General features: G+C 34.4%; 16 protein-coding genes. 8 read left to right on the top strand and 8 right to left on the bottom strand.

Annotation, left to right across the window (positions count from 1 at the left end; genetic code table 11):
- Positions 1–228: 228 nt before the first annotated feature.
- From ACFSR1_RS20295 to rlmB, 4 genes are all read left to right on the top strand, one after another.
- A complete protein-coding gene (locus tag ACFSR1_RS20295; protein WP_378294878.1) occupies positions 229–3,441 on the top strand; it encodes a SusC/RagA family TonB-linked outer membrane protein in 3,213 nt (1,070 codons plus the stop codon).
- Between the two features lie 25 nt (positions 3,442–3,466).
- Positions 3,467–5,155, top strand: coding sequence for a SusD/RagB family nutrient-binding outer membrane lipoprotein (locus tag ACFSR1_RS20290; protein ID WP_378294877.1), 1,689 nt, complete (start codon positions 3,467–3,469; stop codon positions 5,153–5,155).
- 25 nt (positions 5,156–5,180) lie between these two features.
- On the top strand, positions 5,181–6,014 hold the full coding sequence (locus ACFSR1_RS20285; protein WP_378294876.1) for a hypothetical protein: 834 nt from the start codon (positions 5,181–5,183) through the stop codon (positions 6,012–6,014).
- Positions 6,015–6,097: 83 nt separating this feature from the next.
- Positions 6,098–6,832, top strand: coding sequence for a 23S rRNA (guanosine(2251)-2'-O)-methyltransferase RlmB (gene rlmB / locus ACFSR1_RS20280; protein WP_378294875.1), 735 nt, complete (start codon positions 6,098–6,100; stop codon positions 6,830–6,832).
- Between the two features lie 17 nt (positions 6,833–6,849).
- Here the strand turns inward: rlmB and ACFSR1_RS20275 are convergent, their stop codons facing one another.
- Positions 6,850–7,590 (bottom strand): rhomboid family intramembrane serine protease, encoded by a 741-nt coding sequence (locus tag ACFSR1_RS20275; protein WP_378294874.1) that lies wholly within the window; start codon positions 7,588–7,590, stop codon positions 6,850–6,852.
- Between the two features lie 152 nt (positions 7,591–7,742).
- Between ACFSR1_RS20275 and ACFSR1_RS20270 the strand changes: the two genes are divergently transcribed.
- Complete coding sequence (locus ACFSR1_RS20270) at positions 7,743–9,020, top strand: replication-associated recombination protein A (protein ID WP_378294873.1); 1,278 nt, start codon at positions 7,743–7,745, stop codon at positions 9,018–9,020.
- A 2-nt stretch (positions 9,021–9,022) separates the two neighbouring features.
- Here the strand turns inward: ACFSR1_RS20270 and ACFSR1_RS20265 are convergent, their stop codons facing one another.
- The 6 genes from ACFSR1_RS20265 to radC are packed head-to-tail and all read right to left on the bottom strand — an operon-like array spanning position 9,023 to position 14,587.
- Positions 9,023–9,859 (bottom strand): hypothetical protein, encoded by an 837-nt coding sequence (locus ACFSR1_RS20265; RefSeq protein WP_378294872.1) that lies wholly within the window; start codon positions 9,857–9,859, stop codon positions 9,023–9,025.
- Positions 9,859–11,247: a DUF5723 family protein gene (locus tag ACFSR1_RS20260; protein WP_378294871.1), complete on the bottom strand. Its 1,389-nt coding sequence runs from the start codon at positions 11,245–11,247 to the stop codon at positions 9,859–9,861. Before ACFSR1_RS20260 ends, ACFSR1_RS20265 begins: the two co-directional genes overlap by 1 nt.
- The gene (locus ACFSR1_RS20255; RefSeq protein ID WP_378294870.1) at positions 11,244–11,852 is read right to left on the bottom strand and encodes a hypothetical protein; all 609 of its coding nucleotides are present in this window, start codon (positions 11,850–11,852) and stop codon (positions 11,244–11,246) included. Before ACFSR1_RS20255 ends, ACFSR1_RS20260 begins: the two co-directional genes overlap by 4 nt.
- A 47-nt stretch (positions 11,853–11,899) precedes the next feature.
- On the bottom strand, positions 11,900–12,589 hold the full coding sequence (locus ACFSR1_RS20250) for a YjjG family noncanonical pyrimidine nucleotidase (RefSeq protein ID WP_378294869.1): 690 nt from the start codon (positions 12,587–12,589) through the stop codon (positions 11,900–11,902).
- Entirely contained in the window at positions 12,570–13,880 is a 1,311-nt protein-coding gene (locus tag ACFSR1_RS20245; RefSeq protein ID WP_378294868.1) for a polysaccharide deacetylase family protein, read from the bottom strand. The genes ACFSR1_RS20250 and ACFSR1_RS20245 overlap by 20 nt, the downstream gene beginning before the upstream one ends.
- An 8-nt stretch (positions 13,881–13,888) precedes the next feature.
- Complete coding sequence (radC, locus tag ACFSR1_RS20240; protein ID WP_378294867.1) at positions 13,889–14,587, bottom strand: RadC family protein; 699 nt, start codon at positions 14,585–14,587, stop codon at positions 13,889–13,891.
- Between the two features lie 228 nt (positions 14,588–14,815).
- Between radC and ACFSR1_RS20235 the strand changes: the two genes are divergently transcribed.
- The 3 genes from ACFSR1_RS20235 (at position 14,816) to ACFSR1_RS20225 (ending at position 16,434) form a co-directional block, all read left to right on the top strand.
- Positions 14,816–15,262 (top strand): hypothetical protein, encoded by a 447-nt coding sequence (locus tag ACFSR1_RS20235; RefSeq protein WP_378294866.1) that lies wholly within the window; start codon positions 14,816–14,818, stop codon positions 15,260–15,262.
- Between the two features lie 120 nt (positions 15,263–15,382).
- A complete protein-coding gene (locus tag ACFSR1_RS20230; RefSeq protein ID WP_378294865.1) occupies positions 15,383–15,826 on the top strand; it encodes a DUF1569 domain-containing protein in 444 nt (147 codons plus the stop codon).
- Between the two features lie 8 nt (positions 15,827–15,834).
- Positions 15,835–16,434, top strand: coding sequence for an FMN-binding negative transcriptional regulator (locus ACFSR1_RS20225; RefSeq protein WP_378294864.1), 600 nt, complete (start codon positions 15,835–15,837; stop codon positions 16,432–16,434).
- Between the two features lie 3 nt (positions 16,435–16,437).
- Here ACFSR1_RS20225 and ACFSR1_RS20220 read toward each other — a convergent pair whose 3' ends face one another.
- Entirely contained in the window at positions 16,438–17,790 is a 1,353-nt protein-coding gene (locus ACFSR1_RS20220; RefSeq protein WP_378294863.1) for a UDP-N-acetylmuramate--L-alanine ligase, read from the bottom strand.
- Between the last annotated feature and the right edge of the window lie 78 nt (positions 17,791–17,868).

Genomic DNA, 17,868 nt, shown 5'->3' with positions numbered 1-17,868 from the left:
ATTAAATACAAAAAATTATTATAATCACTCGTAAAGATCAATTGTCTCCAACAAGAATATCCAAAAGCCAACCCAAAAAGGCCAAAACTTAGTACTATAACGTTATAGTAGGATTTCACATTATATTAACCTGACCTGAACAATAATTTAATTTTTAACTAAATAAAAGTTGTTTAATTAAGATATTATTATGATTTTTGGCATTGGCTAATTCAAATAAATTATAAAATGAGAACAAAGTTTAGAGGAATTCTAACGCTATTGCTGGCGTTTGTAGTGCAACTAACGTTTGCACAAGAAAAAACGATCTCAGGTAATGTGACCGACAATAGTGGGTTACCGTTACCAGGGGTGAATATCGTTGTAAAAGGTACTAGTAAGGGTACGCAATCTGATTTTGATGGTAATTATACTATTCAAGTAAATAGAGGAGCTGTACTTTCATTTAGTTATCTTGGTTTTACAACAAAAGAAGTTGTAGTTGGAGATGGTGACAGTATCAACGTTCAACTAGCAGAAGATGCAGCAACACTTGAGGAAGTTGTTGTTACTGCACAAGGTATCCGAAGAGAAAGAAAGTCATTAGGATATGCAATATCTACAGTGGCTTCCGATGATATTGAGGAACAATCCAGTGCGGATCTTGGTAGAATTCTATCGGGTGAGGCAGCAGGTTTAAACATTACAGCAACTAATGGTACTGCTGGATCAGGAACAAACATTGTTATTCGTGGTCTATCCACAGTATCAGGAAGCAACCAGCCATTATTTATAGTTGATGGAGTTCCTTTTGCTAATAACACAAACAATCAAACGTCTGTTTTTGATTCTTTAACGGAATCAAGTAGATTTTTGGATCTTGATCCAAACAATATAGAAAGCGTAAACGTTCTTAAAGGACTTAGTGCTTCTGTACTTTACGGTCAAGAAGGTAGAAATGGGGTTATTCTTATTACTACCAAAACAGGTTCTGCAAAAGCTTCTAACAAGAAATTTGAAGTTACTTTTTCTCAATCATTGTTTGCAGAAGAAGCTATCTTACCTGATTACCAGGATGAGTATGGTGGTGGTTTCCACCAGAACTTTGGATTTTTCTTTAGTAACTGGGGACCTAGTTTTAACAGAGACATAAGTGGTAACTCTTTATATAGAAGTGGTGCTCCTGGAAACTCTTTTGTTGCAAATCCGCTATCACAACTTTCTGATCAATCACTTGTTGTTGGATTTGAAGATATAGCAGCATCAGAATATGCATATAGACCATATGACAGTGTGGATAGATTCTTTAAAACAGGATTTATTTCTAACACATCTATCGGTTTGTCTGGTGGTAACGAAAATGCGTCGTTCAGCGCAAACTATAGTTATTTTGATCAAGATAGTTTTACACCTGGAAACCAATTAACAAGAAACAATATTGGTTTTGGTGGTAAAGCAAAACTAAGCAATAAAATTACTTTTCAGGGAACAGCGAACTACACAAACTCCCGTTTAAAAACTCCACCAATTTCTGCATCCCTTGGTAGTGGAACTATCGGTGGAGGTAGCTCTGTGTTTGGTGATATTTTATACACACCAAGAAGTGTTGACTTATTCGGTCTTCCTTTCCAATCACAAGATGGTAGAAGTGTATATTATAGATCTGGTAATGATATCCAGAATCCATTATGGACGATTGCAAATGCGAAAGTTACTCAAGAAACTGATAACATTTTTGGATCTGCAAGTCTTACTTATGGTTTTAACGATAATTACTCTTTAACTTATAGAGCAGGTTTAAATACATTTACCGAATTTAACACCAACGGACAAAACAGAGGTGGTGTTGATGGAGATGTTACTGGTTTTTATAGAACAATACAAGTAAGAAATACTATCTTTGATAACAGTTTAATATTAAACGGTTATGAGCAATTAAATGAAAACTTAGGTTTAACATTTATCGCTGGTTTGAATACGAGAAGAAACGCGTACATTCAGGAAGGAACACTTAGTACACAGCAGTTAGCTTTCGGAGTATTAAGACATTACAATTTTGTTAATCAGTCTACAGTTGATTTAAATTTAACAAATATTGATTTTCAAACAGAAGATAACACTATTGGTGTATATGCGGATGTAAGTTTAGATTACAAGAACTATTTATTTTTTAATGGTGTTATTAGAAATGACTGGTTCTCTACATTGGAGCAGGAAAACAATTCAATCTTTTATCCTGGAGCAAGTGTTTCTTTAATAGCAACAGATGCTATCCCAGGATTACAATCGGATGCATTTAACTACTTGAAAGCAAGAGTTGCTTATGGAGAGTCTGCTGGTGCTCCTACTGCATTTAGTACTAGAAATGGATTAAACTTAAACTCTAGAGCTACGGTTGATGCGCAAGGAAACGTTATCTCTAGTAACTCAGTTTCTAACAGATTAGGAAACGCAGATCTTAAGCCTGAGAGATTCCAAGAAGTTGAAGTTGGTATCGAAACTCGTTTTATAAACAATAGAGTTGGACTTAATGTAAGTTTATTTAAGAGAAACACTGAAGATTTGATCACAGATCAAGCTTTAGACCCTGCTTCTGGTTTTACAGTTAAAAGAGTGAATGCGGGTAAATCTGAGAATGAAGGTATCGAGGTTGATTTTGATATCACTCCTTGGAAAACAGAAAACTTCAAGTGGTTAATCAACGGTAATTTCTACGCTGATGAAAACGTAGTTACTGAGTTACCAACTGATCAAATCGCTCTTACTACTACAGTAGCCGGAAGACCTGCTAACTATGCAATTGCTGGAGAAGCTTTTGGTATTATCCAAGGTACTGCTATCCAAAGAGATGCAGATGGAAATGCGATTGTTGGTAGTGACGGTTTATACTTAGCAACCACAGATATAGAAATCATCGGGGATCCAAATCCAGATTGGACAGGAACAATAAAGAATACTTTCTCTTATAAAGGTCTTAAGTTTTCTTTTGATTTCCAATATAGACACGGTGGTGACATATTCTCTCAAACTGCATCTACTCTAGTAGGTAGAGGTGTTGTAGACTCTGACAACCCACTTGATCGTAGAGGTGCATATATTTTGCCTGGAGTATTACAGGACGGAACTCCTAACAACATTCCAATCACTGCAACAAATGTATTCTTTGGTAACTTCGGATTTGGACCAAACGAATCTCAAATCTATGATGGTACTACTTTAAGATTGAACGAAGTTAGTCTTAGCTATGATTTCAAGAAGGAATTCTTAAACAAAACACCTTTTGGATCATTATCAATCACATTACTTGGATCTAACTTATGGTATAAGGCATTTAACTTTCCTGATGATGTTAATTTTGACACTAACACTCTTAGTACAGGAGTTGGAAATGGACAAGGTATTGACTTTATAACTGGTCCTAGTTCTAGAAGATATGGTCTTAGTTTTAGAGCTACGTTCTAATTTTATTTAAACAAAAATGATAAATATGAAAAATAATATAAAAAGAATTTTATTCCTTCTAGTTCTAGCTTTGGGATTAAATTCTTGCGAAACAACGGAACTTGAGATTCTGGAAAGTCCAAATGTACTTAATCCAAATCAGGCTGATATAGATTTTTTCTTAAACAGTATGCAAATTACTACTGCTACTTTTTTTGAAAACATAACTGAAGAAGGAATGGAAGTAACTCGTATACTTCACCAGTTTGGTCCAACTTATGATAATGGCTATGGTCCTGGGCAATTAAACAATGCTTATACAAATGCATACGCAGGTATCATAGCTGATAATAGAGCAATGGTTCCACTTGCAGAAGAAAAAGGATTATTTACTCATATTGCAATTGGGCAAATTCTTGAAGCTTATGTAATGGCTACATTAGTGGACTATTTAGGAGATATTCCTTATAGTGAAGCTATTTTAGGTTTAGAAAATGAAAATCCAAATGTTGATGGTGGTCAAGCGATCTATGACGAAATGTTTATTTTGTTAGATAATGCCATTGCTAATCTTAATCTAACAGCTAGTGCAGAACCAGCTGTAGATGTTTATTACAATGGTGACAAAAACAAGTGGATCAGCTTTGCTAATACATTAAAGTTAAAGTTATACTTGCAGACACGTTTAGTTAACAGTGCTGCTGCGACCACTGGAATTAATAATATCCTAGCTAGTGGAAATTATATCCAAACCGCTGACCAAGACTTTCAATTTAATTACTCAACTGTAGATGCAAATCCTGACAGTAGACATCCGATATTTGGAAGAAACTTTGATAATGGTGTAACTGATTACCAGTCTAATTCATATATGGATTTGTTATTAAATGATAAATCACTAATCGATCCTAGAATTAGATATTACTTTTACAGAAATAGAAGTAACGCTTCTTCAGATCCTAATGCTCTGCCTTGTATTGTAGAAAATGCACCAGCTCACTACCCCGCTGGAGAAGTATTCTGTGTAGCTGGACAAGGATATAATGGTAGAGATCATCATGACAACGATGGTATTCCTCCAGATGAAAACGACAGAACAGACTGGGGTCTATACCCAATCGGAGCTCAATTTGATGATGATAGCTTCGAAGGTACAAACGATAGAACAGTTGGAGCACAAGGAGCTGGTATCTCACCAATTATGTTAAGTTCGTATGTAGATTTCATGTTGGCCGAAGCCTCATTAGAATTAGGTACAACCGGAGACGCTAGATCATACCTTAGATCTGGTATTGAAAAATCCTTTGATAAAGTAGTTAACTTCAGACCTGATTTAGTTGATTCAAATTTCACGCAAACATCTACAGTTAATGATAATGACACACCAGATGACCCTAGTGATGACTTCTTAGATTTCTCATTGGATATTCAGGATTATATTGACGAGGTTCTAACTAATTACGATAATGCAGCTAGCAACGATGAAAGATTAGAAATTGTAGTTACTGAATACTTTATTGCTTTATTTGGAAATGGTATAGAAGCATACAACACGTATAGAAGAACTGGAAAACCAGAAAACTTACAACCATCATTGTTAGCTAATCCTGGTGTATTTATTAGATCTTTCTTATACCCAAGTAACTTGGTAGATAGAAACTCTAGCGTAGATCAAAAACCTAATCAGGCAATTCCTGTATTTTGGGACACTAGAGCAGAAGGGTTTGTTGACTAATAAAAACATTTAAAATTTTTATAAAATGAAAAAATTATTTAAAATATTTCTAGTCGTGATGACAGCGACGGTATTTTTCTCTTGTGAAGATGATGAGAAAAATCAGATAACTGATACGGTTAATGCACCTTGGGCATATTTTACAGAAATATCCTCACCTGTTATTAATGTATTAGACCTTGAAGGCTCTGCTTATGAAGGAAGGATAGTTGATGGGTTTGGTACTATCGCTTCTTACGAAATGAGAGTGAATCGAAATGGCGGAGCATTTGTTCCATTTCGAACAATAACTGAGTTTCCTTTTGACCTAAGAGTGACTGCTACTGATTTAGCAGATGCATTAGGACTAACTCTTGCTGATCTTGGTCCCGGTGATAAGTTTGACTTTTTAGTTACTATTACCGACACAAATGGTTTGGTATTTGACGGAGAAGATGAACTACAATTTTTAGGTGATATTTCTAATCCTGGATTAGCACAAGCTTTGAGGTATACTACTTTTATTTCTTGTCCTTTTGTTTCTTCAGAAATTGGTGGTATTTACGAAATACAACCCGGAGGTACCGCAGGGTTATTTGCCGCTGGTTCTCAGTTCGAAGTTATTGCTGGACCAGGAGACAACCAATATTCCATAGTAGATTTTGGGGACCCTGCCTTCAATTCTAATCTTGTAATTAATGTAGACCCTGCCACAGGAATTTCGATCCCTTCTGGAGATCAATTATATGATTTCGGCTTTAGCTTGAATCCAGCAGAAAGTAATGCCGGTTTCACCTTTTCCTGTTCCGGGAATATTGTATTGACAGCATTCTCCTATACTTGTTGCGGTAACTTCCCACTTGTGATGAGTAAAATTTAAGTTCAATTAACAGAATTAGATTTTATAAACTATCATCCCGATGCCTAGGCATCGGGATGATTTTTTAATATATATTTGTCTTTATGAAAAATGAATCTCAAATCTTTGGTATCAGGGCAGTCATCGAAGCAATTAACTCTGGAAAAACAATAGATAAACTATTTATTCAAAAAGGGTTAACCGGTGAATTATCTAAGGAATTGATGGACCTCCTTAAAAAAGGAAATATTAGCTTTTCATATGTTCCCATTGAAAAGCTGAATAGGTTAACTCGTAAAAACCATCAAGGAGTTGTTGCACATATTGCTCCCATCGCATTTCACAATTTGGAAAACCTAACTCTTAAAGTTATTGAATCTGGAGAAACTCCCCTATTTCTAATTTTGGATCAATTGTCTGACGTTCGCAATTTTGGCGCAATTATCAGAACCGCTGAATGTACTGGTGTTCACGGTATTATCATTCAGAAAAAAGGTGGAGCACCGGTAAGTGCAGATACCGTAAAAACTTCCGCTGGAGCTATTTTTAAAATTCCAATATGCAAAGTTGATCATATAAAAGATGCAATGTTTTATTTACAAGCTTCAGGTATACAAATAGTAGCAGCTACAGAAAAAGCATCCTGCCCTATTTATGATATAGATCTTACTCCACCTACGGCAATTGTTATGGGAAGTGAAGGTAAAGGAATATCAAATTCAGTATTGAAAATTACGGACCACATGGCCAAATTACCGATGTACGGAGAAATAGCTTCACTCAATGTTTCCGTTGCTTGTGGTGTGTTTTTATATGAATCAATCCGACAAAGGCTATAAAACTCAGAATTTTACTTCTAATCATCTTTTTCTAGACTATCTTTAGTCTTAAGCTCATAAATTATCTCGATATCGTTTTTCCACTCTTCCTCCGGTAATCTTTCTATAAAATTACCGTTTTCATCAAAGTGTTTCAAAAATTCATCATCCTCTGGATTATAATCAGGAGATTCCCAATAATATGTTTTTGGTTTCGCGACTCCTTTTTTAATTAAAAAAGCCAATAAAATACCTACCAAAAGCCCTGACAAATGTCCTTCCCAAGATATTTTTGGGTCAACAGGAAGTGTATACCAAATCATACTTCCGTAAATAAAAACGACAACAAATGATAACGCTATTAACCTAAAATGCCTTGCTAATATCCCTTTAAAAAAGAGAAAACCAAAAAGCATATAAATTATACCACTAGCCCCAATATGATTTGCAGGCCGACCTAATGACCAAGTTAGAACACCAGTAAGTAATGTTCCTAAAAACAACACGTTCCAAGAATTTTTAGGGTAAAAAAAGAAAAGCGACATACATAGAATTAATAAAGGTAGCGTATTATGCCATAAATGAGACAAATCACCGTGTATAAAAGGAGAAAACAGCACCCCTCTTAATCCTATTAAGGTTCTAGGGTATATTCCAAAATTATTAAAATCAAAACCAAACCTTATTTCGAACCAAAAAACGATCCATATAGCCAATACAAATAATAATGGATACCCTATGACTCCTGTACTAAATCTAAACTGATTACTTTTTTCCATAAGCATTTTTTATAGATCAAAAAGCCAACCAAATACGAAACCCAGCTAAATTGTCAGCAATTCAACATAAAGTTCAAAATAACATTTTTCAATATTAATAAAGTTAATAATTATAATATCTCTAATAAACTCTGTTTAGTACCTTTGTAAATATGAACAAACCACTGGCAGAAAGAATTCGTCCTAAATCTTTAGAAGAGTACTTAAGTCAAGAACATTTAATAGGTGATGATGGCTCTTTAACCAAACAAATAAAAAGAGGCATTATTCCTTCTCTAATACTTTGGGGACCACCTGGTGTTGGTAAAACTACATTAGCCAACATTATAGCAAATCAGTCTGAAAGACCCTTCTATATACTCAGTGCTATCAATAGTGGCGTAAAAGAAGTTCGTGAGGTAATTGACAAAGCAAAGCAAAGTGGCGGATTGTTTACAGCAAAGAATCCAATTCTATTTATTGATGAGATTCACCGTTTTAGCAAATCCCAACAAGATTCTTTACTTGGAGCTGTAGAAAAAGGCTGGATTACCCTAATTGGCGCTACTACAGAGAATCCAAGTTTTGAGGTGATACCGGCATTGCTATCGCGCTGTCAGGTATATGTTCTTAACCCTTTTGGTAAAAAAGAGCTAGAAGCATTGCTTGATAGGGCAATGAAGCAGGATGAATATTTACTCTCGAAAAACATTCAACTTAAGGAAACAGAAGCCTTACTAAGATTGAGTGGCGGAGATGCCAGAAAATTATTAAACATTTTTGAATTAATCGTTTCCAGTCAGGATCAAGATACAGTAACAATTACAAACGATCTGGTTTTGAAACTTGTTCAACAGAATACAGTACGATACGACAAGACAGGAGAGCAACATTATGACATTATTTCAGCATTTATTAAATCTGTTCGAGGGAGTGACCCGAATGCTGCAGTATATTGGTTAGCTAGAATGATTGAAGGAGGAGAAGATTTAAAATTCTTAGCTCGTAGAATGATCATTTTAGCTTCTGAAGATATTGGCAACGCTAATCCAACGGCATTAATCATGGCCAACAATACTTTTCAGGCGGTTACGACTGTGGGATATCCTGAGGCTAGGATTATCTTAAGTCAGTGTGCGGTGTATCTAGCCACTTCTCCAAAAAGTAACGCTTCCTATATGGCTATCAATAAAGCACAACAATTGGTAAAACAAACGGGAGACTTATCTGTACCATTACATATTAGAAATGCTCCAACCAAGCTTATGAAAGAATTAGGTTATGGTGAAGATTATAAATATGCTCACGACCATAATAAAAACTTTGTGAAACAGGAATTTCTTCCTGAATCTTTAGAAAACACGAAGCTTTACGAGCCAGGGAACAACCAGCGTGAAAATTCGCTAAGAGCCTTTCTTAAATCACGTTGGGGTGATAAATATAACTATTGAAATTATTGACGAGCAAAGGTATCTGTTATCAACTTATCTGTTGCCGGATTAACTCTATCCAGAATAAAGTTTCCATAAGAATCAAAATAACCGCTTCCGCTTAAATCACCTGCTTGAATAATATAATTATTCTTTCTGCTAGACTTAAATACTTTTCCGATAGAAACGGATGTAACTTCCTTCTTTTGTTTTAATTCAAAACCGTACGGTTTACTTTCAAAAAAATACACCTCTTCTTTAAATAAAAAAGATATAGTCTTTTTCTCTGATGCCTTATTCACGATCTGCTTCTCATTATTCGCATTATTCGAAACCGGAGCGTCTTTTGTAGTTACAGATGGAGTCGTATATACCGGATCGGGGATTGCTTCAGCCTCTTTTTTGACAATACCTTCATTCTTACCATTGTATTTATAATTAAGGGCTTGAATATCTTTAAAAGCATTTCTAAGGGCCTCATGGTAGGATTTTTTAAATTCTTTCTCCCTACTGGTACCTTCTCTGGAACTAAAAATAGTTGTTCCATTACAATCGACTAAATTCACAACAAGTTTTGTCTTCAGTAATCCCGAGTTTTTTTTCACATCAGCTCTCAATCCTTTACAACCATTTATTTTAAGATCTTCTGGTAGTTTTTCTCCTTGAATAAATGCCCTAAACCCATATTTATTGAACAAAAACTTTGTCAAAGAGTTTAACTGATAATCATCATTCTCTCTCAAAAAAACATACCCCTCTGGCACTATGATATATTTATAATCATTCACACTATTCTGTGCAGAAATATTAGTTACAAACAAAAAAGCAAGCCCTAAAAATAAAATACGTGTTATATTCATTACATTATTACGTTAAATCCTAATTGAATAGATGCACCTCTGGCATCTGCAAGATTAGAATATTCTAAAAGATTATTTGCCGAAATATAGAAATTAATTTTGTCAATATGTGTAGATAATAACAAACCAATATTTTTAAATGAATAATCATCCACAGTATAAGTTACTTTACCTCTTAAAAAATTCGACAACCGCTTGTAATAAAAGAGCGATGCTGCATATTGGGGTCGTTTAGGTCTAAACTGAGTAAAAACCTGCAAACCAAAAGCATCCTGATAAGGAGGATCTGCGCAATTACAGCTACCATCATCGTATCGATTAAAGGAATACTTAATTGAACTATTAAGCTTAAGCGGGCGCAAAGCCGCGTAACTGGTATTTAAGGTATCAATAGGTATTGCCTCTTCTAACTCATCCAGAATATCCTGTCCATTATCATCAGTGATAGGAGTTTCCAATCCTTCGAAAGCAAAATTTCCTCTTGCTCTATACGTTTCCACATCTTTAGTATAAAAAATCATACCCAAGTCAGTCATACTACCGGTAAGCGTCCATTGCTCATCTATTTTATAACTAAATCCCATATCAACTCCAATTCCCAAATTACCACCAAGAAATGCTCTACCAAGAAACTTATTAAGCACCTGACTAGCTCCGTCAGAATTATCTTCGGATTCAATTTCGCGCAAAGAAGCGTACCCTGCAGTTTGCACACTAACATCTGCATCGCTAATCACATGTTGATATATGTTATTGCCTTGTGGGGTCTCTATGGTTGTAAAAGTCCCTCTGTTTTTTGTACTTCGGAAATTAAAAATACTGGAATATAATTTCGCTCTAGCTCCAAAAGTAAGTTTCTTATTTACTTTTTTATTATAACCAAAATGAAAGACCGTTAGTAATTCTCCTGTAGCACTAATATTAGAAAATCGAAACGGCACATTAATAAAATCTTGATTCCCCTGATATGCTAAGACAGCAAAGTCTTTTGGAAAATAGACAATTAAATCCAACTCCTGGTACAGTCCTGCCGAGTAATATAAATTAGGATCTTTTTTACTTCTCCATCCAAAATTTATGAGATCTAATTGTTGGGTAAGCGTAAAATAATCCTGACTTCCTAATCTATTTATGGTATTTTCAATTTTATCATTTATATCTCTACCGTCATCAGCAAAAACATCATAAACAGAAGCTCCTCTAAACCCAACATTAAAATGTATTTGAGATAAAAATGGTACTCCTGCGTGATACTTAAAATTAACTTCTGCTCCAGGATTAAGCATTAGCGATTGAGGCAAATCTGTAAAATCGTATAAGGTTTCTTTATTTTGAGAATATAACGAGCATCCCCATAAACCTAAACAAAGGCATAATAGGATTCTCATAATTGATAGTTTACGTAATAACTGGCTTTTGATCTTAGCTCTAGCTTCCCTCTTAAATCCGTATTTAACGCAGGTGGAGGAATAACAATTTCCGTAGCAATTTTTTGGGCAGAAGCTAATTCATTTAAATCACCAGCATCAAGTACAATTAAATTATCAGGATCTCCAGGTTGGGGAGAAACTACTGGCTCAGTACCTTCTCCTAATCCCGCCTGAACCTGAATCGTATATGTTTGGTTGTTTATCGGCTGCCCGGCTTGTGTTAAAAATTGAAACTGAAGCACGAATGATCTTTGTATTGTATTCCTAACCTCTATTGTCAGCTCTACACTATCTAAATTATCGATAGCAAAATCGGTACCCACTAAATCATAGTTGATCGTGTCTCGTAAAACTTCCGGTGGAATTGTGAATTCTGTGTTTGGAGGAGCGCCTGCGGGAATAAATTCCTCTACGTCAAACTCTGAATAAATAAAATCTGCCTCGAAGACAGGTGTTAGAACGGCATCTTCAAGTTGTTCAAAATCCAGCTCTTTCACACAAGAGGCTGTCATCAAAATTGCAGCAATAATCAGCAGCAATACATAGGTCTTTTTTGTTTTCATCTGGGGGGAGTTGTTTAACAATAACGAAAATATACAAATATTTATTACTAAATGTAACTTTTTATCTGATTTAATGCTGAAACCTGAATAGCTTCTCCCGGTAATTCTTCTTGATGATAGTTAAAACATATTGCCCTGATACCTAAAGCTTCAGCTCCAATAATATCTGCTTCATAATTATCTCCTATCATCAAACTTTTATCAATATCAGCCCCCGAAACTTTTAGTGCGTGCTCAAAAATGATAGGATTTGGTTTTTTAACCCCAACCTCTTCACTGTTAGTAACCGTTTTGAAATAATGATTGATTTTAGCATTAGAAAGTTTTGTATGCTGTACTTCTTTAAAACCATTAGTAATAATATGCATTTGATATTTTGGCATCAAATACTCTAATAACTCTATTGCCCCATTAATCAAGTAATTATTAAGTGGTAAAAAATTGATATAATCATCTGATAAGGCATCTATAATTTCTAAAGGCAATCGTTTGCCAAAAACAGCAAAAGCCTCTATAAGTCTTCCTCGCCGGAGTTCTGTCTTTGTTACTTGCTCTTCTCGATATAATTTCCAATATCGCAAATTTATCGGCTGATACACCGACAAAAACTGATCAATAGAAATCTGAATGTTGAATTTATCAAACATCAATTCAAAGGCTAAAGCCGAATTTCTATCAAAATCCCAAAGCGTATGATCTAAATCAAAAAATATATGGTCAATTTTTTCTATTTTCATCTTTGTTCCAAATAAACTCTAATATTGATTTCCAATAGGTTTGCTCACTAAGTTCACTAAATAAACCATTACTAAAAACCGGGATAAACGAACCGTTAACATTTTTTATTTTTTCTACGTAAGCGTTGAGCTCTTGCTTTACTGCATATTCGTTTTCTGCATTTTCAAAACTTTTGGGAGTACAGCAGAAAGAATGTATTACTAAAGGTGTTTGCACCTCATAATCAAGATCATAAAACATAAAGGGAGTACACGTTCCTGCTCTAAAACCTGAATGCCCGGGATATCCCATAGAAAAGTCTTCTTTGATTTCTAATTCAATAAAATTCCTGTAAGCCTCGGGTAGCTTTATTTTATAAAAAGCACATAAAGAATATCGTAGTTGTCTATTGACAATATTTTCTATTCTTGTTTTTTCTTCTTTTAGTATTGCAAGATCAGATATAGCTTCATAAGACACCTTTAGGCCAACATCTACATAATCCGAAACATGTTTAATTATTTCTTTGTGCTCCGGGTTATTATGGTTAATATTTTTTTCATAGTTGGTATAATCTCCTAACCCAAAAAACGTAATACAGTTTCTAATCTTGTTTTTTTGTAAATCAATGATAAAATCAAAAGTATTGTAAGGATCTTTTTTTATTCCGAGTATTACTTTTATTCTATCTGTAAACTCATTAATTTTTAGTTGCCATAGATCCCGAATAGCACCACCCAAAGATCTTACTATTCCCTTTTGCCAATATGCAAAGGTTTGATTTACGTATAACACAGGAAGCACATTAAATGTTCTTTCCTGAAATATGATATCAGGATATTTTTCTTTTAAAACATTCTTGAATTTAAGTGCCCAAATATCAACAACCGGTTCTTGTAAAAATCCGTTCTGATACGCTATACTTTCGGTAGCGATAAACCTTCCCAATTCATCTTTTACGTGTGGTAAATATTCTTCATACCTGGTTAACAAATAAAAGGTAGCGGCAAAAACATCAAACGGTAAAGCAGCATCGGGATGCTTCACCTGGAAAAAGCATTGAGTGTTTTCCCAAGGAAACACTTGTATATCTACTTCATTAAATCCATGTTCAAAAAGCAGATCAACACTTTGAAAATAAAGTTCTTTTCCCAATGGTTGTTTTCCATAAGATAATTTAGGACCATCGTGAGCAATAAAAGATTCTATTTTAGAAGTAAAGTCAACCTCCAATCCCAAGATTCTCTTGCAGATGTGCTTAAACGTATAAGATACTCTAGGAGTTATTTTTTGAACATAAACTAATAACATATTTATAATTATAGTATTGCTTCGTCTGCAAAGCTAAAATACTCCTTTTCTGTTATTATTAAGTGATCTAGTAGCTTAATATCTAAACTTACTCCGGCATGTTTTAATTTTTGGGTTAAGGCTTTATCCGATTGACTGGGAACCAAACTACCGCTAGGATGATTATGAGCCAAAATAATAGAAGTTGCACTAAACTCTAACGCAAATCTATAAACAATTCTTGGATCTACTAATGTCCCTGTCTTACCTCCTACGCTTATTTGCTTTTTTTGTAATATTCTATTAGAGTTATTAAGATATAATATCCAAAACTCTTCATGTTCCAGATCACCGATTAGCGGGTTTAAAACATCAAACACATCTTTACTACTTGTGATTTTACGTATAGCAGGAGCTTCTTCTTCCTTCCTCCTTCTCCCTAATTCCAGACCCGCAACAATTGAAATTGCCTTAGCTTCTCCGATACCTTTAAAATTCATTAATTGCTTCACCGATAGTCTTCCTAAGGAATTGATCTGATTATCTACACTTGCTAAAATACGTTTACTTAATGCAACGGCACTCTCATCCCGATTTCCAGAACCTATCAAAATCGCAATCAACTCAGAATCACTTAATGCATTCTTCCCTTTAACCAACAATTTCTCTCTTGGACGATCATTTTCATTCCATTCCCTGATAGAAAATGAAGAATTTGTCTTACTCATATAATTTTTTTATACAGTTTTATTCCCTCAACTTTTCAATATATAAGTATAAACTATTTATCTCAAACACAACATTTTATTACTTAAAATATTCTAACAATAATGGGATTTCGTGTTGATCTTGATACATAAATCATATTTATATTTGTTTGAAAATGAAAGTTTTACTATATTTGACCACCCATAATCTAAAAACAAAGAATTTAACAACTTCAAATTAACCTATTTATGAAGAACATTTTTACTTTCGTATTATTATTGGCTACTATTAGTTTCTACGGACAAGATAGAAAAAGAATCAGCTTTTTAAACCTAGTAGGAAACCACATACAAGTACCTAGAGGATGCCAGGCACAATCTGAGTTTGAGCTTCAAGCGTGTAATGGAACATCCATAAAATGGGATTATTACAGTGATGATATGTTAACCGCTGTTTTTGATGCTACTATCGATGCGTTTGCAGCCGGTAATACTTCTAAAACCGCAGTAACTTTTACTTCATTTGGATCACAACTAAAAGGTTTTAAATTTAAATCCGGAACTACATTTCAGTATTTCTTAATGGGAAAGATTAAGGATCAGCCTTTGATGATCAATTTAGGAACACCTTCGGATATTTCTGCCAACGGTGATTTAGAAGGTATTCTTAAACTTGTTTTCGAAAAAGTAGGTTAGAATTTATTTAACTTTTAGCAATCATTAAAAGAGTTATTTAGTAATAGCTTAGCATTTCTATGCTCCTTTTTTAAAATAATTCTATTATTTTTGAGTGTTAGTTGCTAAATCCTACTGTACATGAAATCTCTCTTTGACGAATCTGCTAAAAAAGAAATAGAAGATCGTATTCATAAATTATCGAATACCAGTGCTCCCTCGTGGGGTAAGATGGATATTTCTCAAATGTTTTATCATTGTCAATTCCCTCTAAAAATAGCACTAAAGAAGGAGTATCCGCCAATGAAGCCCAGTTTATTAGCCAAACTATTCTTCAAGAAAGCAATGTACAATGATAAACCGTGGAAGCGAAGCTTACCTACGCATCCAAAACTAAAGGTAGTGGATACAAAGGTTTTTGAAGAAGAAAAACAACAATTATTAGAACTTGTAAACGAATTCTCTGAAAAAAGAACTGTTTCTGAATGGGATCCACATCCTATGTTCGGAACATTTACTAAGGATCAATGGGGTAAAATGCAATACAAACATTTAGATCATCATCTACAACAATTTAACGTATAGTCTCTTCTGTGTATCCACCAAAACATCATCAAGACTATAACGAGGAAAATATTAAAAGTGTAGCAACTGCATATCCTTTTGCCACTTTAGTATCTGCTCAGAACACAATACCTTTTATCACTCATGCACCGCTTATTTTTCATGGTGATAAACTGGTAGGACATATCGATGCCAATAATCCGCACGTAGAATTATTAAAAGATAACTACCCTATCACTGTGGTTTTTCAGGGACCACAAACCTATATTTCACCTTCTATTTATACTACGAATCAACTACCAACCTGGAACTATATTATTGCACACGCCAGAGGAATCGTAAAAGAAATCAAAGAGCCGGAAATTGTAAAAAAATCTATGGTCGTAATGACAGAATTTCTGGAAACTCCAAATCACAATTTTAAACTATCCATAGAAGATCCCAGAATGGATCGTCTGGTTCCTTATATACATTGTTTTGAGATTGAAGTACAACAATGGGAAGGAAAATTTAAACTAAGTCAGGATAAAGTACCTGCTGATATTGAAAATGCCAGACAAGAGTTAATTAAAAACAATCAAAAAGATGTTGCTGATTTTGTTAATGGATTATTTGAGAAACATTTTTAAACCTTAAATCATCTCTTTAACCTCATCAAAGTCTAGACCACCGTAATTACCACTACTCATCAATAACAAGGTTGAATTTGCAAAATCTTTTTGTTTCAAATACGCTTGAAACTCTTCTGGATTCGTATAAACAATAAGATCATTTCTTTTAAAAGCCCCTGCTATCTGATCCTCAGAAACCTCTTCTAACTGTTTTATTTTTACAGCGTGGGGAGAATAAAAAACTACTGCTTCATCTGCAGCATCCAGCGCACCTTCATATTCTTTTAGAAAATCAGCGTTGAGGCTACTATAAGTATGAAGTTCAAGACAGGCAACCAAATGTCTATCTTCGTATTGCTCTTTTACCGCATTCGTCGTGGCACTTACTTTAGAGGGACTATGTGCAAAATCTTTATAAGCAACAGCAGTATTGCTTTCTGCTATTTTTTCTAGTCTTTTAGACGCTCCTTTAAACGATGCGATTGCTTCATAAAATTCTTCCTCATCAATACCCATATGTTGACAAATCCATTTGGCTCCAGCCAGATTACTTAAATTATGTGCTCCAAAAACTTCAATTGGCATTTCGCCTTCTGGAGTTTGCAATAATGTTTCGCCGTCTTCCACTCTATATTCAGGAGTATTATATGGTATTTTTCGAATTTGATCTTCTGAGTTTTCAACTACTTTAACTACTTCAGGATCTTCAGCATTATAATTTATACTTCCTCCCCGAACAATACTATCAACAAAAATCTGAAACTGTTCGACATAATTTTCAAACGTCGGAAACACATTAATGTGATCCCAGGCAATACCGCTCAACAATGCTATATTAGGTTGATACAAATGAAATTTTGGCCTTCGATCTATAGGTGAAGAAAGGTACTCATCTCCTTCCAACACCATAAAATCATTGTTTTCTGTTAGGTGAACCATCGTGTCGAAACCTTCTAATTGAGCACCAACCATATAATCAACTTCTTTCTCGTGATAATGTAAAACGTGTAAAATCATAGAAGTAATCGTGGTTTTACCGTGAGAACCGCCAATAACTACACGGGTTTTATTTTTGGATTGTTCATATAGAAACTCCGGATAAGAATATATTTTCAATCCTAATTCCTGAGCTTTATGTAACTCCGGATTATCTTCTTTGGCGTGCATTCCTAGAATAATTGCATCTATATCAGCAGTGATTTTTTTGGGAAACCAACCAAAAGTCTCAGGTAATAACCCATAACGATCTAATCTCGATTTTGAAGGTTCAAAAATTACATCATCACTACCAGTTACTTTGTCTCCTTTTTGATGCAATGCCATAGCCAGATTGTGCATCGCACTACCTCCTATTGCAATAAAATGTACACGCATAATTAAATTCTTGTTTCAAAAGAGTAAAGATAAAATTAATTACGAAGTTTGAATTACGATTTAGGATAAAACAAAACT

This window comes from Aquimarina rubra, assembly GCF_042684305.1.
Lineage (GTDB): Bacteria > Bacteroidota > Bacteroidia > Flavobacteriales > Flavobacteriaceae > Aquimarina > Aquimarina rubra.
Note: the sequence above shows the minus strand (reverse complement) of the source record. Positions and strands in the feature narration are given on the sequence as shown.

Excerpts from the sequence above, each read along its gene's own strand:
- ACFSR1_RS20295 (WP_378294878.1), top strand. The coding sequence starts at position 229 with ATGAGAACAAAGTTTAGAGGAATTCTAACGCTATTGCTGGCGTTTGTA.
- ACFSR1_RS20290 (WP_378294877.1), top strand. The coding sequence starts at position 3,467 with ATGAAAAATAATATAAAAAGAATTTTATTCCTTCTAGTTCTAGCTTTG.
- ACFSR1_RS20285 (WP_378294876.1), top strand. The coding sequence starts at position 5,181 with ATGAAAAAATTATTTAAAATATTTCTAGTCGTGATGACAGCGACGGTA.
- rlmB (WP_378294875.1), top strand. The coding sequence starts at position 6,098 with ATGAAAAATGAATCTCAAATCTTTGGTATCAGGGCAGTCATCGAAGCA.
- ACFSR1_RS20275 (WP_378294874.1), bottom strand. The coding sequence starts at position 7,590 with ATGGAAAAAAGTAATCAGTTTAGATTTAGTACAGGAGTCATAGGGTAT.
- ACFSR1_RS20270 (WP_378294873.1), top strand. The coding sequence starts at position 7,743 with ATGAACAAACCACTGGCAGAAAGAATTCGTCCTAAATCTTTAGAAGAG.
- ACFSR1_RS20265 (WP_378294872.1), bottom strand. The coding sequence starts at position 9,859 with ATGAATATAACACGTATTTTATTTTTAGGGCTTGCTTTTTTGTTTGTA.
- ACFSR1_RS20260 (WP_378294871.1), bottom strand. The coding sequence starts at position 11,247 with ATGAGAATCCTATTATGCCTTTGTTTAGGTTTATGGGGATGCTCGTTA.
- ACFSR1_RS20255 (WP_378294870.1), bottom strand. The coding sequence starts at position 11,852 with ATGAAAACAAAAAAGACCTATGTATTGCTGCTGATTATTGCTGCAATT.
- ACFSR1_RS20250 (WP_378294869.1), bottom strand. The coding sequence starts at position 12,589 with ATGAAAATAGAAAAAATTGACCATATATTTTTTGATTTAGATCATACG.
- ACFSR1_RS20245 (WP_378294868.1), bottom strand. The coding sequence starts at position 13,880 with ATGTTATTAGTTTATGTTCAAAAAATAACTCCTAGAGTATCTTATACG.
- radC (WP_378294867.1), bottom strand. The coding sequence starts at position 14,587 with ATGAGTAAGACAAATTCTTCATTTTCTATCAGGGAATGGAATGAAAAT.
- ACFSR1_RS20235 (WP_378294866.1), top strand. The coding sequence starts at position 14,816 with ATGAAGAACATTTTTACTTTCGTATTATTATTGGCTACTATTAGTTTC.
- ACFSR1_RS20230 (WP_378294865.1), top strand. The coding sequence starts at position 15,383 with ATGAAATCTCTCTTTGACGAATCTGCTAAAAAAGAAATAGAAGATCGT.
- ACFSR1_RS20220 (WP_378294863.1), bottom strand. The coding sequence starts at position 17,790 with ATGCGTGTACATTTTATTGCAATAGGAGGTAGTGCGATGCACAATCTG.